The 25,672-nt window shown below is 34.8% G+C and carries 24 protein-coding genes; 14 read left to right on the top strand and 10 right to left on the bottom strand.

All coding sequences use genetic code 11. The annotated features are described in order from the left end of the window. The first annotated feature begins 35 nt into the window (after positions 1-35). The 5 genes from DFQ03_RS06775 to DFQ03_RS06755 all read left to right on the top strand — a co-directional run bounded on the left by DFQ03_RS06775 (position 36) and on the right by DFQ03_RS06755 (position 3,628). Positions 36-215, top strand: coding sequence for a hypothetical protein (locus DFQ03_RS06775; RefSeq protein ID WP_133672411.1), 180 nt, complete (start codon positions 36-38; stop codon positions 213-215). A 19-nt stretch (positions 216-234) separates the two neighbouring features. Beyond that, positions 235-606, top strand: coding sequence for a fluoride efflux transporter CrcB (gene crcB / locus DFQ03_RS06770; protein ID WP_133672410.1), 372 nt, complete (start codon positions 235-237; stop codon positions 604-606). Between the two features lie 291 nt (positions 607-897). Further along, entirely contained in the window at positions 898-1,236 is a 339-nt protein-coding gene (locus DFQ03_RS06765; RefSeq protein ID WP_133672409.1) for a P-II family nitrogen regulator, read from the top strand. Between the two features lie 34 nt (positions 1,237-1,270). After that, positions 1,271-2,515: an ammonium transporter gene (locus DFQ03_RS06760; RefSeq protein ID WP_133672408.1), complete on the top strand. Its 1,245-nt coding sequence runs from the start codon at positions 1,271-1,273 to the stop codon at positions 2,513-2,515. Between the two features lie 96 nt (positions 2,516-2,611). Continuing rightward, positions 2,612-3,628, top strand: a complete 1,017-nt coding sequence (locus DFQ03_RS06755; RefSeq protein WP_133672407.1) for an outer membrane beta-barrel protein — start codon at positions 2,612-2,614, stop codon at positions 3,626-3,628. 85 nt (positions 3,629-3,713) lie between these two features. On the opposite strand, the gene DFQ03_RS06750 is transcribed toward DFQ03_RS06755, so the two are convergent. Then, positions 3,714-4,358, bottom strand: a complete 645-nt coding sequence (locus tag DFQ03_RS06750) for a DUF1684 domain-containing protein (RefSeq protein ID WP_133672406.1) — start codon at positions 4,356-4,358, stop codon at positions 3,714-3,716. A gap of 89 nt (positions 4,359-4,447) precedes the next feature. Here DFQ03_RS06750 and DFQ03_RS06745 point away from each other — a divergent pair, with 89 nt between their 5' ends. Next, positions 4,448-5,191, top strand: a complete 744-nt coding sequence (locus DFQ03_RS06745; protein WP_133672405.1) for a DJ-1/PfpI family protein — start codon at positions 4,448-4,450, stop codon at positions 5,189-5,191. Here DFQ03_RS06745 and DFQ03_RS06740 read toward each other — a convergent pair. Both DFQ03_RS06740 and DFQ03_RS06735 read right to left on the bottom strand, forming a co-directional pair. Then, positions 5,178-6,593: an alpha/beta hydrolase gene (locus DFQ03_RS06740; protein WP_133672404.1), complete on the bottom strand. Its 1,416-nt coding sequence runs from the start codon at positions 6,591-6,593 to the stop codon at positions 5,178-5,180. The two genes, DFQ03_RS06745 and DFQ03_RS06740, sit on opposite strands and share 14 nt — an antisense overlap. A gap of 103 nt (positions 6,594-6,696) precedes the next feature. After that, positions 6,697-7,146 carry an Lrp/AsnC family transcriptional regulator gene (locus DFQ03_RS06735; RefSeq protein ID WP_133672403.1) on the bottom strand — a complete coding sequence of 150 codons (450 nt, stop codon included), beginning with the start codon at positions 7,144-7,146 and terminating at the stop codon, positions 6,697-6,699. A 178-nt stretch (positions 7,147-7,324) separates the two neighbouring features. Between DFQ03_RS06735 and DFQ03_RS06730 the strand changes: the two genes are divergently transcribed. The 6 genes from DFQ03_RS06730 to DFQ03_RS06705 all read left to right on the top strand — a co-directional run bounded on the left by DFQ03_RS06730 (position 7,325) and on the right by DFQ03_RS06705 (position 16,056). Further along, complete coding sequence (locus tag DFQ03_RS06730) at positions 7,325-7,654, top strand: hypothetical protein (RefSeq protein ID WP_243834440.1); 330 nt, start codon at positions 7,325-7,327, stop codon at positions 7,652-7,654. 85 nt (positions 7,655-7,739) lie between these two features. Next, entirely contained in the window at positions 7,740-8,591 is an 852-nt protein-coding gene (purU, locus tag DFQ03_RS06725; protein WP_133672401.1) for a formyltetrahydrofolate deformylase, read from the top strand. A gap of 31 nt (positions 8,592-8,622) precedes the next feature. Next, on the top strand, positions 8,623-9,339 hold the full coding sequence (locus DFQ03_RS06720; RefSeq protein ID WP_133672400.1) for a DUF4197 domain-containing protein: 717 nt from the start codon (positions 8,623-8,625) through the stop codon (positions 9,337-9,339). Positions 9,340-9,619: 280 nt separating this feature from the next. Beyond that, positions 9,620-11,086, top strand: coding sequence for a helix-turn-helix domain-containing protein (locus DFQ03_RS06715; RefSeq protein WP_133672399.1), 1,467 nt, complete (start codon positions 9,620-9,622; stop codon positions 11,084-11,086). A 307-nt stretch (positions 11,087-11,393) separates the two neighbouring features. Then, complete coding sequence (locus DFQ03_RS06710) at positions 11,394-14,615, top strand: SusC/RagA family TonB-linked outer membrane protein (protein WP_133672398.1); 3,222 nt, start codon at positions 11,394-11,396, stop codon at positions 14,613-14,615. 10 nt (positions 14,616-14,625) lie between these two features. Then, positions 14,626-16,056, top strand: a complete 1,431-nt coding sequence (locus DFQ03_RS06705) for a SusD/RagB family nutrient-binding outer membrane lipoprotein (RefSeq protein WP_166637443.1) — start codon at positions 14,626-14,628, stop codon at positions 16,054-16,056. A gap of 122 nt (positions 16,057-16,178) precedes the next feature. Here the strand turns inward: DFQ03_RS06705 and DFQ03_RS06700 are convergent, their stop codons facing one another. Further along, positions 16,179-16,961: an alpha/beta fold hydrolase gene (locus DFQ03_RS06700; protein WP_133672396.1), complete on the bottom strand. Its 783-nt coding sequence runs from the start codon at positions 16,959-16,961 to the stop codon at positions 16,179-16,181. A gap of 225 nt (positions 16,962-17,186) precedes the next feature. On the opposite strand from DFQ03_RS06700, the gene DFQ03_RS06695 reads away from it, so the two are divergent. Beyond that, positions 17,187-17,378 (top strand): hypothetical protein, encoded by a 192-nt coding sequence (locus DFQ03_RS06695; RefSeq protein WP_133672395.1) that lies wholly within the window; start codon positions 17,187-17,189, stop codon positions 17,376-17,378. Here the strand turns inward: DFQ03_RS06695 and pyrF are convergent. The 6 genes from pyrF to DFQ03_RS06665 all read right to left on the bottom strand — a co-directional run bounded on the left by pyrF (position 17,370) and on the right by DFQ03_RS06665 (position 24,410). After that, the gene (gene pyrF, locus DFQ03_RS06690) at positions 17,370-18,191 is read right to left on the bottom strand and encodes an orotidine-5'-phosphate decarboxylase (protein WP_133672394.1); all 822 of its coding nucleotides are present in this window, start codon (positions 18,189-18,191) and stop codon (positions 17,370-17,372) included. The genes DFQ03_RS06695 and pyrF overlap by 9 nt on opposite strands. Positions 18,192-18,194: 3 nt before the next feature. Then, a complete protein-coding gene (gene prfA, locus DFQ03_RS06685) occupies positions 18,195-19,271 on the bottom strand; it encodes a peptide chain release factor 1 (protein ID WP_133672393.1) in 1,077 nt (358 codons plus the stop codon). A gap of 108 nt (positions 19,272-19,379) precedes the next feature. Next, entirely contained in the window at positions 19,380-20,333 is a 954-nt protein-coding gene (locus DFQ03_RS06680; protein ID WP_133672392.1) for an FAD:protein FMN transferase, read from the bottom strand. A 122-nt stretch (positions 20,334-20,455) separates the two neighbouring features. Beyond that, positions 20,456-20,899, bottom strand: a complete 444-nt coding sequence (locus tag DFQ03_RS06675; protein ID WP_133672391.1) for a QcrA and Rieske domain-containing protein — start codon at positions 20,897-20,899, stop codon at positions 20,456-20,458. 52 nt (positions 20,900-20,951) lie between these two features. Then, positions 20,952-22,130 (bottom strand): AIR synthase related protein, encoded by a 1,179-nt coding sequence (locus DFQ03_RS06670; protein ID WP_133672390.1) that lies wholly within the window; start codon positions 22,128-22,130, stop codon positions 20,952-20,954. Between the two features lie 93 nt (positions 22,131-22,223). Beyond that, positions 22,224-24,410: a glutamine synthetase III family protein gene (locus tag DFQ03_RS06665; RefSeq protein WP_133672389.1), complete on the bottom strand. Its 2,187-nt coding sequence runs from the start codon at positions 24,408-24,410 to the stop codon at positions 22,224-22,226. A 186-nt stretch (positions 24,411-24,596) separates the two neighbouring features. Here DFQ03_RS06665 and DFQ03_RS06660 point away from each other — a divergent pair, with 186 nt between their 5' ends. Beyond that, the gene (locus DFQ03_RS06660; RefSeq protein ID WP_133672388.1) at positions 24,597-25,619 is read left to right on the top strand and encodes a glutamine synthetase beta-grasp domain-containing protein; all 1,023 of its coding nucleotides are present in this window, start codon (positions 24,597-24,599) and stop codon (positions 25,617-25,619) included. Positions 25,620-25,672: the final 53 nt, after the last annotated feature.

The following is a 25,672-nucleotide window of genomic DNA, read 5'->3' as shown; positions in this document are numbered from 1 at the left end:
ATTTTGCGTTATTCATCTATAAGGTGCAATATATTATGATGACATTTCTTACAATTTTCTTAGTATTAGTAGGTATTAACATTGCCTTGGTAGCGGTTAGCTTGATAAGTGTTTCTCAAAAAGCGAAAACACCATCTCAAAAATCAGCTAAACAACCAACATCTGTAATCTATCCGTTAGATTTACTTACTACAAGCTACAAGAAAGCAGTTTAGTTTTTTACCTTTATAAGGTATGAAACAATTTTTACTGGTTTTTTTGGGCGGCGGTTTCGGTAGTATTTTAAGATACTATATATCAAAGAACCTGAACGCTTGCTATTCAAATTTCTATCTAGGTACATTTTTAGTCAATATTATTGGTTGCTTATTAATAGGTATATTAATAGGTCTTTCCCTCAAGAACAATTACATTTCAGAAAATCAAACCTTATTACTAGCCACCGGTTTTTGCGGCGGCTTTACTACATTCTCTACATTCGCATTAGAAAGCAATATTCTATTTAAAGAATCTACGTTACTGCAAACATCTCTTTACATGGGTCTAAGCGTCGCAATTGGTATACTAGCTATATCATTAGGACTATGGATTTGCAAAATGTTATAGAACTAACATTCAACGTCTACTATTTTATTTTTATACATTTTTTTAAGTATTTGCCGTTTTATTACACAATCGTTAGATAATTACTCAATTTTCTAACAATTATTCTATACACAGAAGTAAATCAACTTTTCTAATTCTAAGTATCTTCAATTTTATCTTCTATTATTATCAATACCCTAAAATTTTAGGGGTATATATTATCATACTCATAAAAATCTTCATTGACACCCTAATATTTTTAGGGTGCGAAAGTTTTTAACATATATTTGGCAGTATCAAAAACTTATTCAAATGAAAAAAATCGAGGCAATTATCAGAAAATCAAAGTTTGACGATGTCAAAGAGGCGTTGCATAACATTGAAGTCAACTTCTTCAGTTACTGGGATGTAACAGGAGTAGGAAATGAAAAAGAAGGACATGTATACCGTGGCATTTCTTACAGCACCACAGATATACAACGTAGGTACTTAACTATTGTAGTATCAGATGACTTTCTTGAAAAAACAGTAAACGCAATTCTTACAGCTGCTTACTCAGGTAATGTAGGAGATGGTAAAATTTTCGTTTCAGAGGTACTTGAAGCGTATAGAATAAGAACCAAGGAAGACGGATTAGCAGGTATCAACTAAACCATATAACTAAATAACTAAAAAACTAAACGAAATGGACGCAGGATTATTTACAGCAAATAACGTATGGATGATGTTGGCTACCGCATTGGTATTCTTCATGCATACAGGGTTTGCCTTTTTAGAAATAGGCTTAACCAGACAAAAGAACACAATAAACATATTATTTAAGAACATCTTTATTATTACAGGTGGTCTATTACTTTATTATGCATGGGGTTTCAATTTAATGTACCCTGGTTTCGAAGAAGGCGACATGGGAATTATCAAATTCAGCATGGATAGCTTTGGCATTGCTGCCCCAGAAGGCGGAATGACACCTGAATATGCAGATGGCGGTTACACTTGGTGGACAGACTTCCTTTTTCAAGGAATGTTTGCTGCTACAGCGGCAACAATTGTATCAGGTGCAGTTGCAGAACGTATGAAAATTGGTGCTTTCATGATATTTACAGTTATCTATGTAGGTTTAGTATACCCTATAATAGGTGCTTGGAAATGGGGTGGCGGATTCTTGGATTCATGGGGATTCTACGATTTTGCAGGTTCAACATTAGTGCACTCAGTAGGTGGATGGGCTGCTTTGGTAGCAATCTTCTTATTAGGTTCTAGAATTGGAAAATTCGGTAAAGATGGTAAGCCAAACGCTATACCAGGTCATAGTATACCAATGGCAACTGCCGGGGTATTAATACTATGGTTAGGTTGGTTCGGTTTTAACGGTGGTTCAGTTTTATCGGCAGATCCAGAATTAACTTCTCTAGTGTTGGTTACTACAAGTTTAGCGGCCGCAGCTGGTGGTTTCGGCGCAATGATAACCTCTACCATACTTTACAAAAACCTAGATTTAACCATGTTTCTAAACGGTATACTAGGTGGACTAGTTGGTATAACGGCAGGTGCAGATTTAATGTCACCCAATGAGGCCGTTGTTATAGGTTTCATCGCTGGTATCATCATCGTTGGTGGTGTCGCATTAGTAGACAAAATCAAATTAGATGATCCTGTAGGTGCAGTAGCAGTTCACTTAATTTGTGGTATTTGGGGAACATTGGCAGTAGGTATTTTTGGAAACCTTGCTAGTGGAGCTCAATTCATGACTCAATTATACGGTGTATTAATCGTAGGTGGCTTCTGTATCGTAACCTCTGGTATCATCTTAGGTGTTCTTAAAGCAACTATCGGTCTTAGAGTTTCTAAAGAAGAAGAGGTTGAAGGCTTAGATATTCATGAGCACGGTATGGATGCTTATGCTGATTTCAGAATGAATCAACACTAAAAAAATACGGAGCGTTTTGCAGAACGCTCCGTTACATAACCTTATCAATAAATCACTCAAATTAATTCATCCCTTTCGGGGAAAAAATCAAAATTTATGAAAACGATTATTAATACAAAGTACGTAAAAAATATTTTCGCAACAGGTCTTATGCTTTTTGCAGTTACTGGTGTAGTAGCTCAAGAAGAGGAAGAAGAGAAAAAAATAAGCATTAGTGGTTCTGTTGATGCATATTACCAAACTAACTTAAGTGCATCTGATGCCAAAGCACAATCATTTGGCAGTTCATTTGCAAATGAGCTTGGTTTTGCTTTGGGTATGGCAAATATAATTGCCACTTATGAAGGTGAGAAAACTGGTGTAGTTGCAGATGTTGTATTTGGTCCAAGAGGTGATGAAGCTGTTGGCGGATATAACCTAAACCAACTTTATGCTTACTGGAATGTATCTGAAGGTACTACTTTAACAATGGGTAGATTTAATACTTACCTAGGGTACGAAGTAATATCTCCTGTAGGTAATTTTAACTACAGTACCTCATATTTGTTTTCTAACGGACCTTTCTCACACGTTGGTTTAAAAGCTGATTTTGCACTTTCCGATGATTTCAGTTTAATGTTAGCAATTATGAACGTAACTGACACGAACAATAACTTAACTGGTGCTTACTCTGCAGGTGCTCAATTAGGGTACTCAGGTCAGTACCTTAACTTCTACTACGATGGTGGTGAGGCTTTAGGCTTCGAAATTGATTATACAGGTGGTTTTGATCTTTCTGAAGATTTCTTCTTAGGAATCAATGCAGCTTATGCTGATAATGACGGTGCAGGTTTCTCAGGTGTAGCACTTTACCCACAATACGCTACTTCTGATGACTTCTCTATTGGTTTAAGAGGTGAATACTTTGCAGTTGATTTAGATGACCCTGCAATAGACAACCCAAGTGTATTAGGCTTAACTTTAACAGGTAGCTATTCAGTAGATAACTTAACAATTAAGCCAGAAATCAGATTAGATTCTTGGGGTAGTGATGTTGAGCCTTACTTCGATGCAGATGGTGCAACTTCTAAAAGCTTATCTTCTTTTTTAGTAGCAGCCGTTTACTCTTTCTAAGTTGCTGATAAAACTAATGGTTGATTTTATAGTTTAAGTTTTAAAACCTCGGCAATACCAGCCGAGGTTTTTCATTTTATACACCTTAATGCTCGAATGCCTTTACCCCTACTTTAATTTCGGTATCTAAATTATTTACAGCAGGCACCAAGGGGCAACTGAATTTCTTGTTATAAGCGCAGTACGGATTATATGCCTTATTAAAATCTAGAACAATTGTATTCCCATCAGGAATTCTTAAATCCAAATATCTACCACCTCCATAAGTTTCTTCTCCATTCGTTCTATCTGTAAAAGGCAAAAATAAATAGTCTTCGTATTTCTCTTGAGTAATTAAATCTGGAGATTGGTAAATCTCTAATTGGTATGCTACCCCCTTAATAGTAAACTTCGCAATACCAAAAACAACTTCTGTCGACTCTCTGTCCGTCGTAGTCGGCATTGAAAACGGTATTGCTTCGGGAGTTCTAACAAACTCTGCCTCGATTACATAACTGGTATCTGGCTCAAAGAAATCTAAGGTTTCAAAATTTATACGAAAACGATCTGCTAATGGTGAGGTTTCAGGATCCTTAAATTCAGCATTTAACTCCTCTTGAAACAATAAAATATCAGCTAACTTATCTGAAGTCACCTCTGCTGTTACGTCATTTTTTTCATCGTGATATTTCTTTTCTTGTCCGCATGAAACAAACATTCCCAAAATCAAAACTGCAATACATAATCTCATATCTCTTACTTTGAACTTCAAAAATACAATTTATTCATTGTACCTTTTTTTACATATAATCGTACATTAGAACCTTATACTTTTTGAATATGAAATTTACATATATATTTCCCATCTTACTTTTTATTCTAATTAGCTGCGAAGAAAAAAAACCGACATCAGCAAGAGAAATTACTGCTAAGAAAATTAGAGTAATGCCCGAGTTAAACCTAGAAAGTTACAATGTTGCTTTCCTTATTATGGACGGCACTTTCAATACTGAATTTACCGCACCCTTCGATATTTTTCAGCATACTAAATTCAGAGAAGGTATAAAGGCTATGAATACTTTCGTCGTTGCAAATACCTTAGATCCTATAACCACTTTTGAAGGTGTTCGCATTTTACCAGATTATGATTACACGAAAGATGATTTACCTAAAATAGATATATTGGTAGTACCAAGTGCAGAGCATTCTATGGGTAGTGACCTAAAAGACAGCACAATGATAGATTTCATCAAAAAAGTTGATAAGAATGCACTTTATATGACGAGCCATTGTGACGGCGCATTCCCTTTGGCAAAAGCGGGAATTTTAGATTCGGTAGCTTCAACTACTTTCCCCAGTGATGTTGAAAATTACAGAAAAATGTTTCCAAATTTGAATATAAAAGATAACGTACTATTTGTACACGACGGAAAATACATCACCTCTGCAGGCGGAGCTAAAAGCTTTGAAGCTGCACTATATTTATGTGAAGTTTTATACGGAAAAGAAATTACCAAATCTCTCGCAAAAGGGCTAGTTATTGATTGGGATATAGAAAAAGTGCCACACCTCACTGTTCAATAACATCATATCTAGCACCTTTCAAGTACTTTTCTACCACCTCATTAAACTCAGGCATTATTCTGAACAATGATGTGTGCTCAATAGCATATAACTCTTCCTTATTGGCATACCCGGTTTTTAAAAGTTCTTCTAAGTAAAATAAGGCAGTACCATAATCTTCCATTTTTGAACTCATCGAAATTACTTTTAAATAACCATCACATTCAGTAGGAGCAGTTATGGTTTTTATCATGTACAATAAGTTTAAAGCTTCAAAATCTACTTGCTCATCTGTAGATACAAAATCTATATTATCAGAAACCAATGCATTAATATAACCTCGTAATCGACTTGACATTTGGCGTTCGAACAGATTAGAACTTTTATCCAACTTATTCAGTTCTTCCATCTGATAATTCCACCATCCTAAATTAGCATAGTTATAGGTAATAATATCTTCTTCTAAATAATAGCTATAATCTTCTTTCGTAAACGACTCCTTTAAAAAATAACTATTCTGACTTCTATTAGCTTGTCTATAAGAAGTACTACGTCTTAAAATTTTTTGCGAAGCCTTCAAAGAATCTAATTTCATTAATGGATAGAAAATTTTCTCCATATCTGACATTTGATACGTTGCCAAAAGTGGTTTTTGGTTTGATACATTAGTATTTACATCTACCAAAAACTGATTATAAGATATGTTAATTAAACTATCGTTTCGTTGTAAATAACCTTTCGCCATACTAGTCAACGTAAGCATTCTAAATGCCTTCGCAATTGTTTCTATCTCTGGTAGATTTCGAGCACCATCAAACACCAATAACTCATTTGGAAATTTCAGTTTGTTCAGTAACTGCTTTGTATCATACATAGCCGTAAAATTATAATCTGACCTATTTACCAAGCCAATAAACTGAAAAGGATATTTTGTGTTTAGAATTTCTACATTACCAACAGCCGCTCCTATAGAAATAACACCTTTAATTTCCCGAACAAACGTAGGCAAAATAGATGCAAACATTGCACCGCTCGCAAATCCTGCAGTATAGGTTCGATTTTTTGCCGTAGGTATGGTATTAAAAACAGCATTGAACATTCTATTTGCGATAAGCACATTTTCAGAAATAGCCAATGAATCACTAAGATTATTAGAACTAGCCAAAACATACCCTTCTTGCTCAGCGGCATTGATTAACATAGAGACCGCTGCCTTACCCTTCCCCTCTAAATCCATCACAAAAGTAACAGGCCAGGGTCTATTCACCTCAAAATTAGAAGGTAAATAAAGTGAGTACGTTTCATTCACTGAATCATTTACAACTAAATTCTCTGTTATGGCACCTCTTAAAAGTCTAAGCTCTTGAGAATACACAACCGAAGAAATTAAAACGAAGGCAAGGAGTAGTATTTTTTTCATCATTTATTTCACATCAAAAATCTAGCCAAAATAAATATCAACAAATAGTCTTTTAAAATTGATTTGTAAATTACTTAAAGCAAGTTAAAACAATTGAATAAAATATCTATTTTATCTTATGCATTGGCGCATTCGAAATAACCTGCGACAAAACAATATGAGTTCTAGTTTCTCCATATTGAATTAATTGATCAATAAACTTTTCTAGATGAAACTGATCTTTTAAAACAACCTCCATAACAATATTTTCATTTCCGGTGATTCGATAACAGTTTATGACCTCTTCTAAGTTAAGAACCACAGCCAAAAATGGCTTTAATTTTCCCATAAAAGCCCGCAATGTTATAATGGCTTTTAGCTGATGACCTGTCAGTGCATGAGACACTTTAGCCTTATAACCTTGTATAATACCAAGGTCTTCCATTTTCTTAACACGCTCAGCAACTGCAGGTGCCGTTAGCCCTACGTTTCGACCAATATTCGCAAATGATTCTCTAGCATTATCTTGCAATTGTTTCAGTATTTTCCAGTTAAGCTCATCTATCTTTGGATTCAAAAGTTTTTCTGTTTAATATTTTATTATCAAAGGTAAAAATACAAATTACATTTATATTCGATAGAAAATTTACAAATAACTAACGTAATTTTATGTGACGCTAATTACACCCCACATAATGGCATATCGAAGTTTAAAACATTTACCTATTTATAGGAAAGCATTGGAACTCTGCACAATGAGCAGAGAGATTGCGTCGTATGTAACTTTCAACAAAGATTTAATGCGCCTTTGCGAATCAAAGAGCCTTAGAGATATAATGGCGAATTCTATATTAACAGATTCTATTCTTATACCTCAAAAAATTGCACAGGTAGAATATTCTAATTGTAGTAATGAGCGGTTAGAAACAATTTCTTATATCAATATTATCATCAGAAATATCAACTCTTATTGTATGGGTTTAGAGAAACATGGTGTTAAAGAAACAGAGTATATTAATCTACTAAGAAAAGAAATTAAAAGCTTTAGAAAATCTTATAAAGTTTGGAAATCTCAACATTCTTAATCACTCTAAATTCTTCGTTAATTAGAAGTTATAGCAGACATTTTAAGAATTATGGGCTATTTTTGGTACCATAATTAGATGTACATTGAAAACAACAATTTTAGTCCATTGCCCCGATCAAGCAGGTATTATTAGTACCGTTACCGGATTCATAAGCAAAAATAAAGGTAACATCGTCTACCTAGATCAGCATGTAGATAAACCTGCTAACGTATTTTTTATGCGTACAGTAGTAGAATTTGAAGAAGATTTCTCTGACTTAGAGCATTTTAAAACCCTTTTTCAACAAGAATTAGCATCTTCTTATAAAATGCAGTGGAGTTTATATACAGATGACAAATTGCCCAAAATGGCCATTTTCGTCTCTAAATACAAACATTGCCTTTATGACTTACTAAGTAGGTACCGCTCTGGTGAACTAGCAGTTGAAATACCTTTTATATTAAGCAACCACAAGGATTTAAAAGATATCGCTGATCAATTTAATATTCCCTACTATCATGTTCCTTTTACTAGAATAAATAGAATTGAAGCAGAAAAAGAACAATTGGCTTTATTAGAAAAATATAATGTTGATTTCATTGTATTGGCTAGGTATATGCAAATCGTTAGCGGAACACTTATCAACAAATTTCATAATAAGATTATAAATATTCATCATTCATTCTTACCTGCGTTTGCTGGAGCAAAACCATATCATGCGGCTTTCAAAAGAGGCGTGAAAATTATTGGCGCAACAAGTCATTATGTTACCGAAGAGTTAGACGCTGGTCCAATTATTGAACAAGATGTAACCACTGTAACCCACTCCCATTCTATTGAAGATTTCATTGCAAAAGGTAGGGACTTGGAAAAAATAGTGCTTTCAAGGGGCGTAAAACTTCATATTGCTCGTAAAACAATGGTCTACAACAATAAAACTGTAATATTCTCGTAAGTACAGTATACCCTAAATAAATTTCATAAAGATGATAAAAAAAGTAAGCTTAGCCTTATGCATGTTACTAGCAGTTTCTTGTGCAGAACTACAACAAGTGGTAAATCAATTACCAACTTCAACAGAAGGCGTTTTAAGTAACGAAACAATTGCAAACGGATTAAAAGAAGCTCTTGACCTTGGTATTGAAAAACAGGTTAGTAAATTAACCGCAACAGATGGTTTCTACAAGAATGATTTAGTAAAAATCCTTTTACCAGAAGATTTACAAAAAGTAGATAAAACTTTACGTGACATAGGCTTGGGTAGCTTAGCAGATGAAGGTTTAAAAGTTTTAAATCGTGCAGCAGAAGATGCTGTTTCTGAAGCAACACCTATTTTCGTGAATGCCGTTAAGGAAATGACTTTTGCAGATGCCAAGAATATACTTTTAGGAAGCAATAATGCTGCGACCACTTATTTGGAAACGAAAACAAATACTGAATTGTACGCAAAATTCAACCCTGTAATTAATGAATCTTTTAAAAAGGTAGGTGCCGATAAAATTTGGAGCTCAATCATAACAAAATATAACTCAATTCCACTTACGAATAAAGTAAATCCTGATTTAACGGATTACGTAACCGAAGAAGCCTTATCTGGAGTTTATAAAATGATAGCTATAGAAGAAGAAGAAATTAGAACAAAGTACTCATCTAGAACTACAGATGTGCTTAAAAAAGTATTTGCGCTTCAAGATAAAAAGTAGTTTTTCAAGAACTATTACAATAACTTAAAAAGTTATGCGTTAAAAACTAAAGAACAGTATTAAAGCATTCATTTTCAATTTTTTGAGTTAGTTATTTTTTGAGTTAGTTAGTTAGTTAGTTAGTTAAAAACCGATGGGAGCATCGGTTTTTTTGTGACCAATTCTCATATAAAATCAATAGTTTTGCATTTGATTTAACTTCATTAAAGGCAAAGATTAAACCTTTTTAATCAAAGACTGTCTATACTATTTAAGTTATTTATATTCTAAAATACTGTTGGTGTCTACAAAAAACTATTTATTATTATTCATTTTATTCTTATTACTACCTTTCTATGCAACTCCTCTACCAATTGTAGGTAATTTGATAGCTTGCAATCAAGCTTCGGTTACCCTTTCTACTAAGCAGATTAATGAATACACTGCTGAAGACTTCTACATTTTAGGTGTATGTGAATATAAAGACAACAATTTTGAAAAAGCTTATGATTATTTTATATCCGCAAAATCATTAGGCTTTGCGAATGTAGATTCACTTCAAACTTATATTAATGATTGCCGTAAACACATTACTAATACATCAGGTAATGAGGGTTCTATTTTAAAAGAAGGAAATCAGCTAGAAGCCAATAACTACAAACATAAAGTTCAGGTTTACCTGTTAAATATTATTTTTATTTTAATAGCATGTGTAGGGTTGATTACTTCGTTCTTTCTTGCCTACAAGTACCGTGCTGTAAAAAGCAATATATTTTTAGGAGTATTTTTATTTGCTATTTCTTTGGCACTAATAGAACTCGTATTGTATTGGCAAGATTTCTTTTTATACGCACCTTCCGTCTCAATTTATAGAGTACTATTCTTTTTATGGGCACCTTCGCTATACTTATACCTTAAAACAAAATATAAAGAAACGCTACTATCAAGAAAAGAGATAATATTGCACTACCTCCCATTCTTTTTAGTACTGGCATCCCTAATAATATTCGGTAATTATTACGACACTTATAATGTTCAAGACAATATCTTCTTGAACGGATTAGATATAATAATGAATAGTAATTGGATAAAAGCTGTACACTTATCTGCATATCTAGTACTTATAATAGCTGATTTTGAAAACAAGAACAAACAAATGGATCATGGTTTTAAAAATTGGATACTTACATTAATTGTTTTTATAGTTATTTTAATTTTATTCATCATTGCAAGAGCAGCGTTTGAACATATTTATGTTTTTGATTACATATCTAAATACTTCATTGCAGTATACCTAATTCTTTTTATTACCGTATTAGAAATTCTATTAGTTGTTCAGCCCAATATCGTACTTGGCACTATCGGTTTAGAGCCGACTAATAAACCTAAAGACAAATACAAAAACTCTAGCCTTACTGAAAACATGAGTATAAGGGTAAAAGATCAGTTACTAGATGCATTGATTAATGACAAAATATACTTGGACAATAACCTTACGCTTATAAAACTTGCCAAGAAAATTAACGTAGACCGGTACAGCTTATCTCAAGTAATTAATCAAGAATTAGATAAGAATTTCTATGAACTAATCAATGATTATAGAATATCAGAAGCTGTTAGAATTATAGCATCTAAACCTAAAAAACAGGTAGTAGATTTAATCTACGAATGCGGCTTCAATAATAAGGTTTCTTTCTACAAAGCATTTAAAAAAAGAATGCAAATGACTCCAAAAGAATATATAGAAAAACATATTATTGAGCCTTAACAGTAATAATCACTTAATTATACTAATATTTTCACAATTCCACTTCCATTATTACAATTACCTAATTACTAATATTCTACAGAGTTAGTAAAGGTAAATTTACATCAGATCACCTTTAACTTAGGTCGGAAACTACCCCTTCAACATACATCTCATTCTATTTTCGCGCAAGGTATATAGGGTCGGTACACATCAAAAAAATATAAGTTTTGGTCTCATTTTTAAGAATTAGCTATCTAAAAAATCGTCCGACTCTTTTATACCTATTCTACTAACCTATTTTCTAACTAACACTCAAATTAAATTTATGAGAACAAACGCGAGAAATTTTCTTACTCTGTTACTTTCTTTTGTAGCGTACATTAGCTTTGCGCAAGACAAGAGTATAACAGGTACAGTCACAGATCAAACTGGTTTACCCCTGCCAGGTGTAAACATTCTTATCAAAGGCACCACCAATGGTACTCAAACAGATTTTGATGGAAATTATTCTATTGCCGCAAACACAGGAGATGTATTAGCATTCACTTACATCGGGCTTAAACAAACAACTAAAACAGTTGGAGGAGCAAACACAATTAATGTTCAAATGGAGGAAGATGCTCAAGCATTGGACGAAGTTGTGGTAACAGCTCTTGGTATTTCTAGAGAGAAAAAATCTCTTGGTTACGCAACACAAGAAGTTCAAGGTGATCAGGTAAATACTGCCAAAGATCAAAACTTCGTTAATTCTTTATCTGGTAAAGTTGCCGGTTTAGATATTAAAAAGAGTTCTACTTTAGGGGGTTCTGCTAACGTTGTAATAAGAGGGTATTCTTCTATTACAGGTAACAATCAAGCTCTTTTCGTAGTAGATGGTGTACCATTAAACAATGACACCAACAACTCGACATCACAGGCTGAAGGTGGTGACGGATATGACTATGGTAATGCCGCTAGTGATATTAACCCAGATGATATTGAAAGTATTAACGTTCTAAAAGGATCGGCAGCAACAGCACTTTATGGTTCAAGAGCTGCAAATGGTGTTATAATCATCAACACTAAAAAAGGTAAAAAAGGAGAAGGCTTAGGCATATCTATTACGAGCTCTGTAAATATTGGTAAGTATGACAGAGATACTTTTCCAATTTTTCAACAAGAATATGGTCAAGGATACGGTCCGTTTTATGGCGCAGGCTATGTTGACTCCATCGATGTCGATGGTGACGGTATTGAAGACCTTACCCCACCCACTGGTGAAGATGGCTCTTTCGGTTTAAGATATGACCCAAATTTAATGCTTTACCAATGGGATTCTTATTTTCCACAGCTGGACAGTTACTTACAAAAGAGTCCGTGGGTAGCACCGGAAAATGGTCCTGAATACATTTTTCAAAATAGTGTAACCAGCTCTCAGAATATAGCAATTAGCCAAGGTTTTGAAACAGGTAGCTTAAGAATGAGTTATACTAGATTAGACCAAACAGGTATACTACCTAACAGTGAAATTGGAAGACATAACATTGATTTAGTCGGGGTTATGGACTTAAATGATAAAATTTCCGTAACTGGTAAGGCGACTTACACCAAAAGCTCTGGTTTAGGTAGATATGGAACTGGTTACGATGCAGAAAACATCATGACCAATTTTAGACAGTGGTGGGCTACTAGCACAGATTTGAAAGATCAACGTGATGCGTATTTTGCAACAGGACAGAATATTTCCTGGAACCCATCTGGTCCAACAAGTCTTGATCCTAAATATTGGGATAACCCATATTTTACAAGGTATGAAAACTATAATACCGACGAAAGAAATAGGCTTTTTGGTTACGGTAGTATATCATATGATGTTTTACCTTGGTTAGAGATTTTTGGTAGAGCAACGGTTGATACGTATGCTGAACTAAGAGAAGAAAGAAATAACATCGGTAGTATTGACACTCCAGAATACTCTAGAAAAAACATAAATTTCTCTGAATACAATTATGATTTCTTCTTGAACTTCAACGGTGACCTTTCTGAAAAATTCGGAATTTCAGGTGTTTTAGGTACCAATTATAGACAAACGAAAAATAATTATGTTACTGCTACAACCGATGGTGGTCTAAAACTAGCCGGTATTTATGCACTTTCTAATTCAGTTAATCCAATTGTTTTTGATGCAAGTTCAGAATATGATGCAGATGTACGTGTATTTGGTGCATTTGCAAATGCAAGTATTGATTATGATAACATGTTGTTTTTAGAAGGTTCTATAAGAAATGACACTTTCTCTACATTGCCTGATGGTCAAAACTCATTTTACTATCCAGCTGTTTCTGCAAGTTTTGTTTTTTCTAATTTATTTGAAAGCAATATCGTTTCATTTGGTAAACTTAGAGCAGGTTACGCACAAGTTGGTAACGGTGCTACCTCATATCAATTATTGAACACTTTCAATCCTATTGCAGGATTTGGAGGAGCAACGCTTTACTCTAACCCTGGAACATCAAACAACCCTAACCTTAAAGAAGAAAGAACTGAAAGTAAGGAATTAGGTTTAGAGATGAATTTCTGGAACAGACGTATTGGTTTTGATGTTTCTCTTTATGAGCAAATCACTAGTGATGCAATCATCCCTGTAGAAATAACTCCTTCAACTGGTTTTACCAACACTGTGGTAAACTCTGCGGAGGTATCTAACAAAGGTGTTGAAGCACAACTATACTTTACTTCGATTAAAACACCAGATTTTTCATGGAGAACAGACGTTAACTTTTCTGCTTATAAAAGTGAAGTGTTAGATCTTTTTGAAGATTCACAGAACATTCTAGTTAATAGCTTTTTTGGCGTCAGTTTAAATGCTGCAAAAGGCGAAGCTTATGGTACTTTAAAAGGTACTGACTACGAGTATATAAATGGTGAAAGAGTTGTTGGTGAAGATGGGCTATATCTTAAAACAGAATCTTCTCAAGAAGTACTTGGAGATATCAATCCTGATTGGAAAATGGGCCTTTCTAACACTTTCAAATACAAAGATATCAGCCTTAGCTTTTTAATTGATATTCAAGAAGGTGGTAGCGTATTTAGTGGAGATACATACTTCGGTATGGCTACTGGTATTTACGACGTTACAGCTGGTGTAAATGATTTAGGAAATCCTTTAAGAGACCCTGTAACTAATGACAACACCTCTGGTGGTGTAATACTACCTGGTGTACAGGCAGACGGTTCTACAAACACAGTTAGAGCAGACTTTACCACGTATGAAAATCCTTATGGAAGATACGGTAACGCTCCAGATGCACAGTTTGTTTATGACGCTTCATATGTAAAATTAAGAGAAGTAACATTAGGCTATTCTCTACCTAAAAAATTCATAGATAAACTACCGTTCAACGCTGTGTCATTTACCGCAGTGGGTAGAAACTTATGGATAATAAGCAAAGACCTTCCTTACGCTGATCCAGAGCAAAGTTTTGGAGCAGGTAATTTACAAGGCTTCCAGATTGGTGCATATCCTTCAGTTAAGGAGTATGGCTTTAATATTAAATTACAATTCTAAAAATAAAACAATGAGGAATATATATATAGTATTAGCATCGGCAGGTATGCTACTGTCTAGTTGCACAGAAGATATTACTGATTACAACAATGACCCCAAATTACCGACCGCGGTTCCACCAGAGACTCTAGTGGCTAACGCCGAAAAGAACTTGGCGGACAGAATTACCACCATAAGTGGAACTAACGTATTTCGATTATGGGCGCAACACTGGTCACAGGCCACTTATGTAGATGAATCTAACTATTTAGTTATTGGTAGAGATCCATCACAAACTTATTGGACCACATATTACAATAACGTATTAAATGATCTGAATTCAGCCGTTGCATTAATTGAGGCCGATGAAATATTAGAGCCGACTAAAAAGTCAAATCAATTGGCAATAATTGAAACTATTAAAGTGTACACGTATCAACATTTAGTAGATTTAAATGGTAACATTCCATATAGCGAATCAGCAGATATCAATAACCTTTTTCCGGTATATGACGATGCAGAAACTATCTACTTAGATTTAATCAGTAGAATTTCTGCTGCACAAGCAGCACTTGCAGGTGGAGGAGAATCGTTTGGAACAAATGATATTTTCTACGGAGGCGATGTTGTTAAATGGAGAAAATTAGCAAACTCGGTAAAATTAAGATTGGGTATGCGTTTAGCAGACTTTAACTCTGCATTAGCGAGCACTACAGTTTCTGAAGCTGTAAATGCAGGTGTTTTTACATCAAATGATGACAACACCATTATCTATTATGAATCTTCACCAACAACGAACATAAATCCTATATACAACTTGTTCGAAGTTGAAAACAGAAGTGAAGATTATATTGCAGGAGAAACTTCCTTAAACAAGTTGGTAGAATTGAACGACCCACGTTTAGATAACTATTTTGCAGATAACAAAGACCCATATATAGGTGGTCCGATTGGGGGTAACAATTCTTATGCAAACTTTACTCATCTTAACTTTGATATTGTTGGAGACCCAACCTACCCAGGTTCTATTATGGACTATGTTGAAGTTGCATTCTTTCAAGCAGAAGCTGTAGAAAGAGGTTTTATTGCTGGCGATGCCGAAGAGTTTTACAATGCAGGAATCACTGCATCTATTCTTTACTATGGCGGAACGCAAGATGAAGTAGATGCTTATTTAGCACAACCATCTGTTGCATATGCTACGGCTACTGGCGATTATAAACAAAAAATAGGTACACAAAAATGGATTTCTTTATTCAATAGAGGATTTGAAGCTTGGACTGAGTACAGAAGATTAGACTGGCCAGAATTGGCTCTATCAACTCAAACTCAGCAAGAAGTTCCTTTAAGAATGATATATCCTGTAAAAGAATCTGCAGTAAACGGGGCTAATTATGACGCAGCTTCTAGTGCTATTGGAGGAGACAATTTAACTACACCACTTTTTTGGGATGTAAATTAAAGATTGAGTTATAGTTTAGTTTAATGGTCAAAGGCCGATGGTAAAGCATCGGCCTTTTTCATTCTAAAATAATTTTATAAAAGAATTAGTTTTTACCTATTTCAAATTAGATGCACGGTCATTCAGCTTTGTTTCGTTAAATAAGCTACCACCTTCTCGTTAAAAAAATTAGGTTGCTCTACATTAACCACATGACCACAGTCTTCTACTACTATCAGCTGAGAATTCTGATGCAATTTTACAATTTTACGAATGCTTGGCAGAAACAAATAATCTTCTTCACCCATTACATAAAGTGTAGGTATTTTGATGTCTGCAGATCTAAAAAAACGAAGTAGCGGATTAATCTCTGACGTAAGTTTAAACCAACGAATAAATTCTTTTTGATACAATTTCTTTGCTTCACGAACAAAAAGCAATCTAGACTCCCTATGGTTTTTATTCGGCATTATAATAATTGCAAAGAATTTATAAAGCCATAAATAAGGAATTACGGTTTTAAATATAATACCAAGCTTCATTAATATTTGTGAACGCAGGTTGAGCTTCATGATAGCACCGCCCATAACCATACTCTCCACTCGCTCAGGGTGATTTTCTGCCAAATTCCTAATAAGTATAGTGCCCAACGAAATACCAACAAAGTGCGATTTTTCAATCTTTTCATGATCAATGACCTCAACAATGTCATTGGTGATTACGTCAAAAGTATATTTTTCATCAAACACATTTTTAAGGCTTGGTTTAGAGTTACCATGACCTCTCAAATCTAATAGCAATACATTAAAGTGCTTTTTAAATTCTCGTATCTGTTTATACCAAATAGAAGAACTACCACCTGCTCCATGCACAAAAGTGACCCATTCTGTAGAAATTTTATGATGATAGGTGATATAATGAAGCAAATTAAATTCCTCTTTTAAACTCGGTTAATTTACAATGTATCAATTCTTTTTGACAAAATGTTTATGATAATTGAAATTCGCTTAAAAAGTAGATTGTTTTAAATTTTCATCGGTGTTTATGTTAAAAAAAAGACATATTACCTATTAATTAGACGTATAGCTCAACATACCCACGTCCAAAACCTAATTCTGAACGTATATTTGTAAGAACATAAATATAGTATAATGAACAAGCAGTATTGTAGGGTAGGATCGGTAACCCCAATGGAAGCAAATAATGATATTATCAGCTTATTGGAGTATCAATATCAGACTTTTTTAGAAAAAGCTTCTCACATTCAGTCAAACACTCAATTAGGAGAATTTTTCGAGTTAAAAGCACAGAGAATAAAAAGAACTTTAGAAGATTTAGTTTAATCTTTCTAGCTCTATTTTCATAGCTTCTTGCAATTCTTTAGCCTTAGATTTGGCAGCATCTGCAAAATTTTCTTGATCAGATGCATATATTATTCCGCGTGAAGAATTAATTAGCAGGCCAATATCTTTGGTCATACCATATTCACAAACATCTTTTAGGCTACCACCTTGCGCGCCAACACCTGGCACCAATAAAAAGCTATTAGGCACTATCTTACGAATCTCTTTTAGATATTCTGCCTTGGTTGCCCCTACTACATACATTAAATTCTCAGCACCCTTATAAGTCGTAGAAACAGATAGAACTTCTTTATAAAGTTCAACCCCATCTATCTTTTTTGTTTGAAAATCAAAAGCACCTTCATTTGAAGTTAGTGCAAGTAAAATGGTATGCTTATCCTTAAACGCCAAAAATGGCTCAACAGAATCGCGCCCCATATAAGGAGCTATAGTAATCGAATCAAAATTTAAATCTTCAAAAAACGCTTTGGCGTATCTCGTAGAAGTATTACCAATATCTCCCCTTTTTGCATCTGCAATAGTAAAAATATCAGGGTAATTAGTATTTAAATACTTAATCGTTTTACGTAATGCCGACCAGCCTTGTACTCCATAAGCTTCATAAAAAGCAATGTTGGGCTTATACGCTACGCACAAATCATGAGTGGCATCAATAATAGCTTTATTGAAAGAAAAAATAGGGTCTTCATCTTCCAACAAAAAAGCCGGAATTTTTTCTAAATCCGTATCTAAACCTATACACAAAAAAGATTGTTTTTTATGTATTTGATCTACTAACTCTTGAGTAGTCATAAATTAAAATATCTCAGAGGCTTCCCTCAATTTCTCGGTGTTCTCTACAAAACTCAATTCGTCTATTATCTTTTGAATGTCACCATCTATAATATTAGACAAATCATATAAGGTAAGACCTATTCGGTGGTCGGTAACTCTACCCTGTGGGTAGTTGTAGGTTCTAATCTTTGCAGAACGGTCACCGCTACTTACTTGAGAATTTCGCTTAGCAGCATCTTCTTCTTGCTTCTTTGCCAATTCTAAATCGTATAACCTTGAACGAAGTACTCTAAAAGCCTTGTCCTTATTTTTATGTTGCGATTTTTGATCTTGACATTGTGCTATCAATCCGGTTGGTATGTGCGTTAAACGTACAGCAGAATATGTTGTGTTTACCGATTGACCACCAGGACCAGAAGAGCAGAAAAAATCTATTCTTACATCTTTAGGGTCTATCTGCACATCAAAATCTTCAGCTTCTGGCAAAACCATAACGGTAGCTGCACTGGTATGAACCCTACCTTGCGTTTCTGTCTGAGGTACACGTTGTACACGGTGCACACCAGCTTCAAATTTCAAAGTACCGTAAACGTTTGCACCAGAAACTTCGAACTGAATTTCTTTATAACCTCCACTAGTACCCTCGCTAAGGTCGATTACGTTAGTTTTCCATCCTTTAGACTCACAATACTTAGTATACATTCTAAAAAGATCTCCTGCAAAAATACTAGCTTCGTCACCACCAGTTCCAGCTCTGATTTCCACTACTACATCTTTTGCATCTTCTGGATCTTTAGGAATCAACATTAGCTTAATATCCTCTTCAAGCTTCGGCAATCCGCCTTTAGCCTCTTCCATTTGCATTTTTGCCATTTCAAGCATTTCTGCATCGCTTCCGTCAGCAATGATTTCTTCAGCTTCGGCAATATTATTGGTAAGCTCAAGATATTCTTCTCGCTTATCCATTAAATCTTTAAGATCTTTATATTCTTTTGTGAGCTTTACATATTTCTCTTGGTCAGAAATAATATCTGGCTGAATTATAAGGTCTGAAACCTCATCAAAACGTTGTTTTACGATGTTTAACTTGTCTATCATATGCTTACTTCACTTGTACGGCAAATTTACAATAAAATTACAGACACACTAAAGGGATTATAACGGTAAGAATTAAAAAAAGATAAAGTGAATTTTTAAAAATGAAATCTAATTAAGTAAGATACCATTGCTTTTATGCATTTTATTGGCGCTATCAACTATAATCACCTCTGTATCGCCTAATTGATTAATAAGAGCAAGCCCTGCATCGATACCCATTACAAATATCGAAGTAGCCAATGCATCTGATGTTTCGGCACTTTTGGCAAAAACCGACACACTATTAATACCAGTAGCAGGATACCCCGTTCTAGGATCTATAATATGTGTATATTTTTTATTGCCAGACATTATAAAATTACCATCGCCACCAGTGGTTGCCACAGAAGACTCTAAAATAGGAATCCATGAAGATATACCTCCCTTTTGATCAGGATTCACTACCCCTATAAGCCACTTGTCGCCTGTCACCTTTGTACCCCAAGTTGTAATATCGCCATCTATATTAATGATACCAGCTTTAACGTCATTAGAGACCAACAAAGCCTTTGCCTTATCAGCCGCAAAACCTTTACCAATACCACCAAAGGAAATTCGCATTCCTTTTTTATTAAGATAGACGGTTTGTTCTTTACTATTAAGTACGATGTTTTTATAACCGACTTTACCGCTTACCTCTTTCATCTCATTTGATGATGGCATGGCATCCATGGTACCATCGAGTTTCCAAATATCATTTAATGCTGTAAACGTAATATCAAAAGCACCATTGGTTATTTCAGATAAAAGAATGGATCGTTCAATTAGTTTATACAGCTCCCAGCTGACAGGTACAGGTTTAATTCCTGCATTTTTATTCACTAAACTTGTTTCAGAGTCCTCATCCCAAGAAGAAATAAGCTTCTCTATTCTTTGTACCTCTGCCAATGCCTCTTGTATATAAATATACCCTAGTTCTTCATCTTCAGAAATTACGGTAATATCAAATTCACCGCCCATTACCTCGTACGATTTCTTGACCGTAACATACTTTTTCTCTTGACCGTACGCAAAGCAGGTCATTAGACAGAGTATTAAGGCATAAATATTTTTCACTTACTTCTCTAATTGGGGATACATATAAACATAAAGAATAATAAGTTTAGGTTGGTGTAGTTATGGTTTATTGATTTGTAGCGTGATAATTATTCAAAAACACGCAATATAGAACCCTCTAGGCTAGTATTATATATTTTTAATGCCTTGGAAGTGCTATTCGGAATTTCATTTAAAGGCGTACCTGTTTGTGAAAATTTAGACCCGTGTACATCGCAATAGAAAATACCACCGTCTTGATTTACAAATCGTACCTGATCATATTGTTCGTGACTACAAATTTGAGTAGCAGCTACAAATTCGCCTTCTAGGTTCTTAACGACAACAACTAAGTTTTTTAGAATGAAACCTCCATTATTTGCCAGCTTTGCCGCTTCAGAAGACTCTAAGTCGATTGTAAAATCCACATCTGTTGGCGGAGTTACAATATCTCCTTCCACAGCACTATCTTTTGAGCAGCTCCCTAGACAGGGAAAAGTAATTGCAAAGGCAGCACCCGCACCTAGCGTTCGTAAAAATTCTTTTCTTTCCATAGCAAGATAGGTTTATACAAAAAGAACGATTTATTTACCCTAATCGTATGTATTAATACATAAAGGTGCCATACTTACTTGAAATTGTTAGTTTTTTTGAATCAGAAGCCTCTACTCTACCGATAATCTGAGCATTTACACCAAAACTTTTAGAAATTTCAATGATATCATTTGCCACATTTTCAGGAAGATAAAACTCTAACCTATGACCACAATTAAACACTTTATACATCTCTTTCCAATCTGTACCTGACTGTTCTTGAATCAATTGAAAAAGTGGCGGCACATCAAATAAATTATCTTTTACCACATGCAATTCATCTATAAAATGAAGAATTTTGGTCTGTGCCCCACCACTACAATGAATCATTCCGTGGATTTCTTCTGAACTATATTTGGAAAGTATTTTTTTGACGATGGGTGCATAAGTTCTCGTTGGTGATAACACCAATTTACCTGCATCGATAGGAGAATTCTCTACAGCATCTGTCAACTTTATAGTACCGGAATAAACAAGATCTTTAGGCACTTCTGCATCAAAACTTTCTGGAAATTTCTCCGCTAAATAATTTGAAAAAACATCATGGCGAGCAGATGTAAGTCCGTTACTACCCATTCCTCCATTATACTCCTTCTCATAATTGGCTTGACCAAATGATTCAAGACCAACAATAACATCACCGGCTTTTATATTGGCGTTGTCAATTACGTCAGTTCTTTTTAATCTGGCAGTAACAGTAGAATCTACAATGATGGTTCTCACCAAATCACCTACATCTGCCGTTTCACCACCAGTAGAGTGAATGGTAATTCCAAATTCACCTAAATCATTGATCAATTCTTCGGTACCATTAATAATTGCCGAGAGTACTTCGCCCGGAATCTTATTTTTATTTCTACCTATAGTAGAAGAAAGCATAATATTATCGGTAGCCCCAACACAGATCAAATCATCTATATTCATGATCAATGCATCTTGCGCAATACCTTTCCACACAGAGATATCTCCGGTTTCCTTCCAATACATATATGCCAAAGAAGATTTAGTACCCGCACCATCTGCATGCATTACCAAGCAATAATCTTGATCTCCCGTTAAATAATCAGGAACTATTTTACAAAATGCCTTTGGAAAAAGACCTTTGTCAATATTTTTTATCGCATTGTGTACATCTTCCTTTGAGGCAGACACGCCACGTTGCTGATATCTTTCACTGCTTGATGTGGACATAATTTAGATTTGTGGCAAAAATAAGGGAATCATTAAAACTGCCACTGCTGTTCAGCTTAATATTCCCTCAATTTTTTCAATTACGAATTTGACTTACTGAATAAATAATAATTCTCTATACTTTGTTAACGGCCATAAATTGTTGTCCATCAGTTTTTCTAGTTTATCACTATGCATTCTAATCTCAACAAAATATGGTTTTACATTATGGCAATAGGCTTCGGCTTTCTTCTTCGTATCTTTTAAAGAATTTGCCTTTTTACGAGCATCTGCCATAGCATCTACCATTTTTTTGATACCTACTACATGCTCTGCAATTTCTTCGATCATTGTCAACTGACCTTCAGAGAATTTTTTATGCGCAGCCCCATAAATTTCTTTTAATCCGGATACGTTCTTAATCAACTCGTTTTGATATTTTAATGCTGCCGGCATGATATAACCATATACCAGTTCATTATACACTCTACCCTCTATCTGCAGGTGCATAATATAATTCTCTAAATCTACTTCTTGACGAGCACTAATCTCAACCTCGCTCATTACGTTCATCGACTCAAAAAGTGCAATACTATCTTTTGATGTCAATACCTCTAGAGCTTCTGGTGTATTTTTATTGTTACTTAATTTTCTTCGTTTAGCTTCGTTTTCCCATTCAACACTATAGCCATCACCGTCAAAACGAATTCGTTTGGATGTTTTTATATATTCACGAAGTACATTAAAAACAGCTTCGTCTTTTTTAAGGTTCTTCTTGTCTACCAGTGCATCTACCTCTTTCTTAAAATCTTTTAATTGCTTTGCAACAATGGTATTTAAAATGGTCATTGGCTTGGCACAATTGGTCTTGGAACCAACGCCACGCATTTCAAATTTATTACCTGTAAATGCAAAAGGTGAAGTTCTGTTTCGATCGGTATTATCCATCAATATTTCTGGAATTTTACCTACTACGTTCAGCTTAAGCTCTGTTTTTTCCTCTGGAGACAATTTTCCTTTGGATACCCCTTCAAGCTCATCTAAAACATTACTTAATTGAGTACCTACAAAAATTGAAAATATTGCTGGTGGAGCTTCGTTTGCCCCCAGCCTATGATCATTACTTGCCGAAGCTATTGAAGAACGCAAAAGTTCTTCATAAGCATCTACCGCTTTAATGGTGTTAATAAAAAAGGTCAAAAACTGTAAGTTCTTCATTGGTGTAGAACCGGGACTAAGAAGATTTACCCCGGTATTGGTCTGTAGAGACCAGTTGTTATGCTTACCCGACCCATTGATACCTGCAAATGGTTTTTCATGAAAAAGTACTTTAAGATGATGCTTGTCTGCAATCTTATCCATCACATCCATCAATAACAAATTATGATCAATGGCAAGATTCGCCTCTTCAAAAACAGGAGCTAATTCGAACTGATTTGGCGCAACTTCATTATGTCTTGTTTTAACAGGAATACCTAATTTGGTACATTCCTTTTCTAAATCGCTCATAAAACTCAACACACGACTAGGTATCACTCCGAAATAATGATCATCTAGTTGTTGCCCTTTAGCCGGAGTTTCACCCACCAAAGTACGACCCGTCATCATAATATCTGGTCTAGAATGCGCAAGTGCTTTATCAATTAAAAAATATTCTTGCTCCCACCCTAAAGTAGCATTTACCTTAGTAACGGTTTTATCGAAATATTTAGCAACAGCTGTAGCCGCCTCATCAACTGCACCTAAGGCTCTTAATAATGGAGCTTTGTTATCTAAAGCTTCACCTGTATATGAAACAAATATTGTAGGTATACATAATGTGGTACCATAAATAAAAGCTGGTGAAGAAGGATCCCATGCAGTATACCCCCTTGCTTCGAACGTATTTCTAATTCCGCCACTCGGAAAACTCGAAGCATCTGGTTCCTGTTGAACTAATTGTCCGCCACCAAATTTTTCTAATGCCGTACCATCTGGCAAAAGATCAAAGAAAGCATCATGTTTTTCTGCCGTTGAACCTGTTAAGGGTTGAAACCAGTGCGTATAATGAGTAGCACCCATGGTAATTGCCCAACCTTTTATTGCTTCAGCAACTTGATCCGCAATTTTGCGATCGATCTTAGACCCTGAAACCATAGCACCCTTTAAACTTTCTAGGGCATCTTTAGTTAGGTATTGCAACATCTTCTTTTCATTAAATACATTGACACCGAATAAATCAGAACGTCTTCCTTTCTCCTCTATGGCAATACTATTTCTCTTCTGACTTTCGGCTATGGCAGTAAATCGTGATGACTTCATATGTAATTACATTGTTAATTTGACAAAATTACGTTCTATAAATATAAATATGACAAAATACCCGATAAAAAACAGGGGTAGATAACAATAAATTTAATTTTTACACATTAACACCCTCAAAAATTCATATAGATTGATAAAAAACATATTTTTGTTTGTCTTTTATTAAAAAATAACGAACATATTATGGCCAAAATTAAATTAGAATACATCTGGTTAGATGGATACTTTCCAACTCAAAACATGCGAAGCAAGACAAAGGTTGAAGAGCATGAAGATTTTAAAGGAACTCTTGAAGAATTAGGCAATTGGTCTTTTGATGGATCTTCTACTAGACAAGCTGAAGGCGGATCTTCTGATTGTTTGTTAGTACCCGTAGCAATATACCCTGACCCTGCTAGAACTAACGGTTATTTAGTAATGACGGAAGTAATGAATGCCGACGGAACACCTCACGTCTCTAACGGTAGATCTACTATTGATGATGAAGATGAAGATTTCTGGTTCGGTTTCGAACAAGAATATTTCATTATGGATACTAAAACACAATTACCATTAGGTTTCCCTATTGGTGGTTATCCAGCACCACAAGGTATGTACTACTGCTCAGTTGGTGGTAAAAACACTCATGGTAGAGGTTTAGTTGAGGAGCATGCTGATCTTTGTATCGATGCAGGATTAAACTTTGAAGGAATCAACCAAGAAGTTGCTTCTGGACAATGGGAATTTCAATTATTTGCAAAGGGTGCCAAAAAAGCAGGTGATGAAATCTGGATCGCAAGATATCTTCTTGACAGATTAACTGAAAAATATGGTTACTATATCGATTACCACCCAAAACCATTAGGTAAAGACATGGATTGGAATGGATCAGGTATGCATGCCAATTTCTCTAACACTGCTTTAAGAACAAGTGGTAGCAAAGATGTTTATGCTGCAATATGCGAGTCTTTTAGACCATTTGTAAAAGAACATATTGCTGTTTACGGTGAGTTTAACGACCAACGTTTAACTGGTTTACATGAAACTGCTTCAATTAATGATTTCTCTTGGGGTATCTCAGATAGAGGTGCATCGATTCGTATTCCATTAATTGCTGTTGAAAAAGGATATAAAGGTTGGTTAGAAGATAGAAGACCAGCTTCTAACGGTGATCCTTACAAAATTGCAGCTAGAATTATCAAGACAGTTAAAACTGCAAAAATCTAATACCAAATTAATTGTTGATTATACTAAAAACGCCTTGGATTTTTTCCAGGGCG

It is taken from the genome of Maribacter caenipelagi, from assembly GCF_004364175.1.
Taxonomy (GTDB): domain Bacteria; phylum Bacteroidota; class Bacteroidia; order Flavobacteriales; family Flavobacteriaceae; genus Maribacter; species Maribacter caenipelagi.
Note: the sequence above shows the minus strand (reverse complement) of the source record. Positions and strands in the feature narration are given on the sequence as shown.

Excerpts from the sequence above, each read along its gene's own strand:
- DFQ03_RS06765 (WP_133672409.1), top strand. The coding sequence starts at position 898 with ATGAAAAAAATCGAGGCAATTATCAGAAAATCAAAGTTTGACGATGTC.
- DFQ03_RS06760 (WP_133672408.1), top strand. The coding sequence starts at position 1,271 with ATGGACGCAGGATTATTTACAGCAAATAACGTATGGATGATGTTGGCT.
- DFQ03_RS06705 (WP_166637443.1), top strand. The coding sequence starts at position 14,626 with ATGAGGAATATATATATAGTATTAGCATCGGCAGGTATGCTACTGTCT.
- DFQ03_RS06750 (WP_133672406.1), bottom strand. The coding sequence starts at position 4,358 with ATGAGATTATGTATTGCAGTTTTGATTTTGGGAATGTTTGTTTCATGC.
- DFQ03_RS06665 (WP_133672389.1), bottom strand. The coding sequence starts at position 24,410 with ATGAAGTCATCACGATTTACTGCCATAGCCGAAAGTCAGAAGAGAAAT.
- DFQ03_RS06710 (WP_133672398.1), top strand. The coding sequence starts at position 11,394 with ATGAGAACAAACGCGAGAAATTTTCTTACTCTGTTACTTTCTTTTGTA.
- DFQ03_RS06720 (WP_133672400.1), top strand. The coding sequence starts at position 8,623 with ATGATAAAAAAAGTAAGCTTAGCCTTATGCATGTTACTAGCAGTTTCT.
- prfA (WP_133672393.1), bottom strand. The coding sequence starts at position 19,271 with ATGATAGACAAGTTAAACATCGTAAAACAACGTTTTGATGAGGTTTCA.
- DFQ03_RS06730 (WP_243834440.1), top strand. The coding sequence starts at position 7,325 with ATGAGCAGAGAGATTGCGTCGTATGTAACTTTCAACAAAGATTTAATG.
- DFQ03_RS06675 (WP_133672391.1), bottom strand. The coding sequence starts at position 20,899 with ATGGAAAGAAAAGAATTTTTACGAACGCTAGGTGCGGGTGCTGCCTTT.
- pyrF (WP_133672394.1), bottom strand. The coding sequence starts at position 18,191 with ATGACTACTCAAGAGTTAGTAGATCAAATACATAAAAAACAATCTTTT.
- DFQ03_RS06695 (WP_133672395.1), top strand. The coding sequence starts at position 17,187 with ATGAACAAGCAGTATTGTAGGGTAGGATCGGTAACCCCAATGGAAGCA.
- DFQ03_RS06775 (WP_133672411.1), top strand. The coding sequence starts at position 36 with ATGATGACATTTCTTACAATTTTCTTAGTATTAGTAGGTATTAACATT.
- DFQ03_RS06660 (WP_133672388.1), top strand. The coding sequence starts at position 24,597 with ATGGCCAAAATTAAATTAGAATACATCTGGTTAGATGGATACTTTCCA.
- crcB (WP_133672410.1), top strand. The coding sequence starts at position 235 with ATGAAACAATTTTTACTGGTTTTTTTGGGCGGCGGTTTCGGTAGTATT.
- DFQ03_RS06745 (WP_133672405.1), top strand. The coding sequence starts at position 4,448 with ATGAAATTTACATATATATTTCCCATCTTACTTTTTATTCTAATTAGC.
- DFQ03_RS06670 (WP_133672390.1), bottom strand. The coding sequence starts at position 22,130 with ATGTCCACATCAAGCAGTGAAAGATATCAGCAACGTGGCGTGTCTGCC.
- DFQ03_RS06740 (WP_133672404.1), bottom strand. The coding sequence starts at position 6,593 with ATGATGAAAAAAATACTACTCCTTGCCTTCGTTTTAATTTCTTCGGTT.
- DFQ03_RS06680 (WP_133672392.1), bottom strand. The coding sequence starts at position 20,333 with ATGACCTGCTTTGCGTACGGTCAAGAGAAAAAGTATGTTACGGTCAAG.
- DFQ03_RS06755 (WP_133672407.1), top strand. The coding sequence starts at position 2,612 with ATGAAAACGATTATTAATACAAAGTACGTAAAAAATATTTTCGCAACA.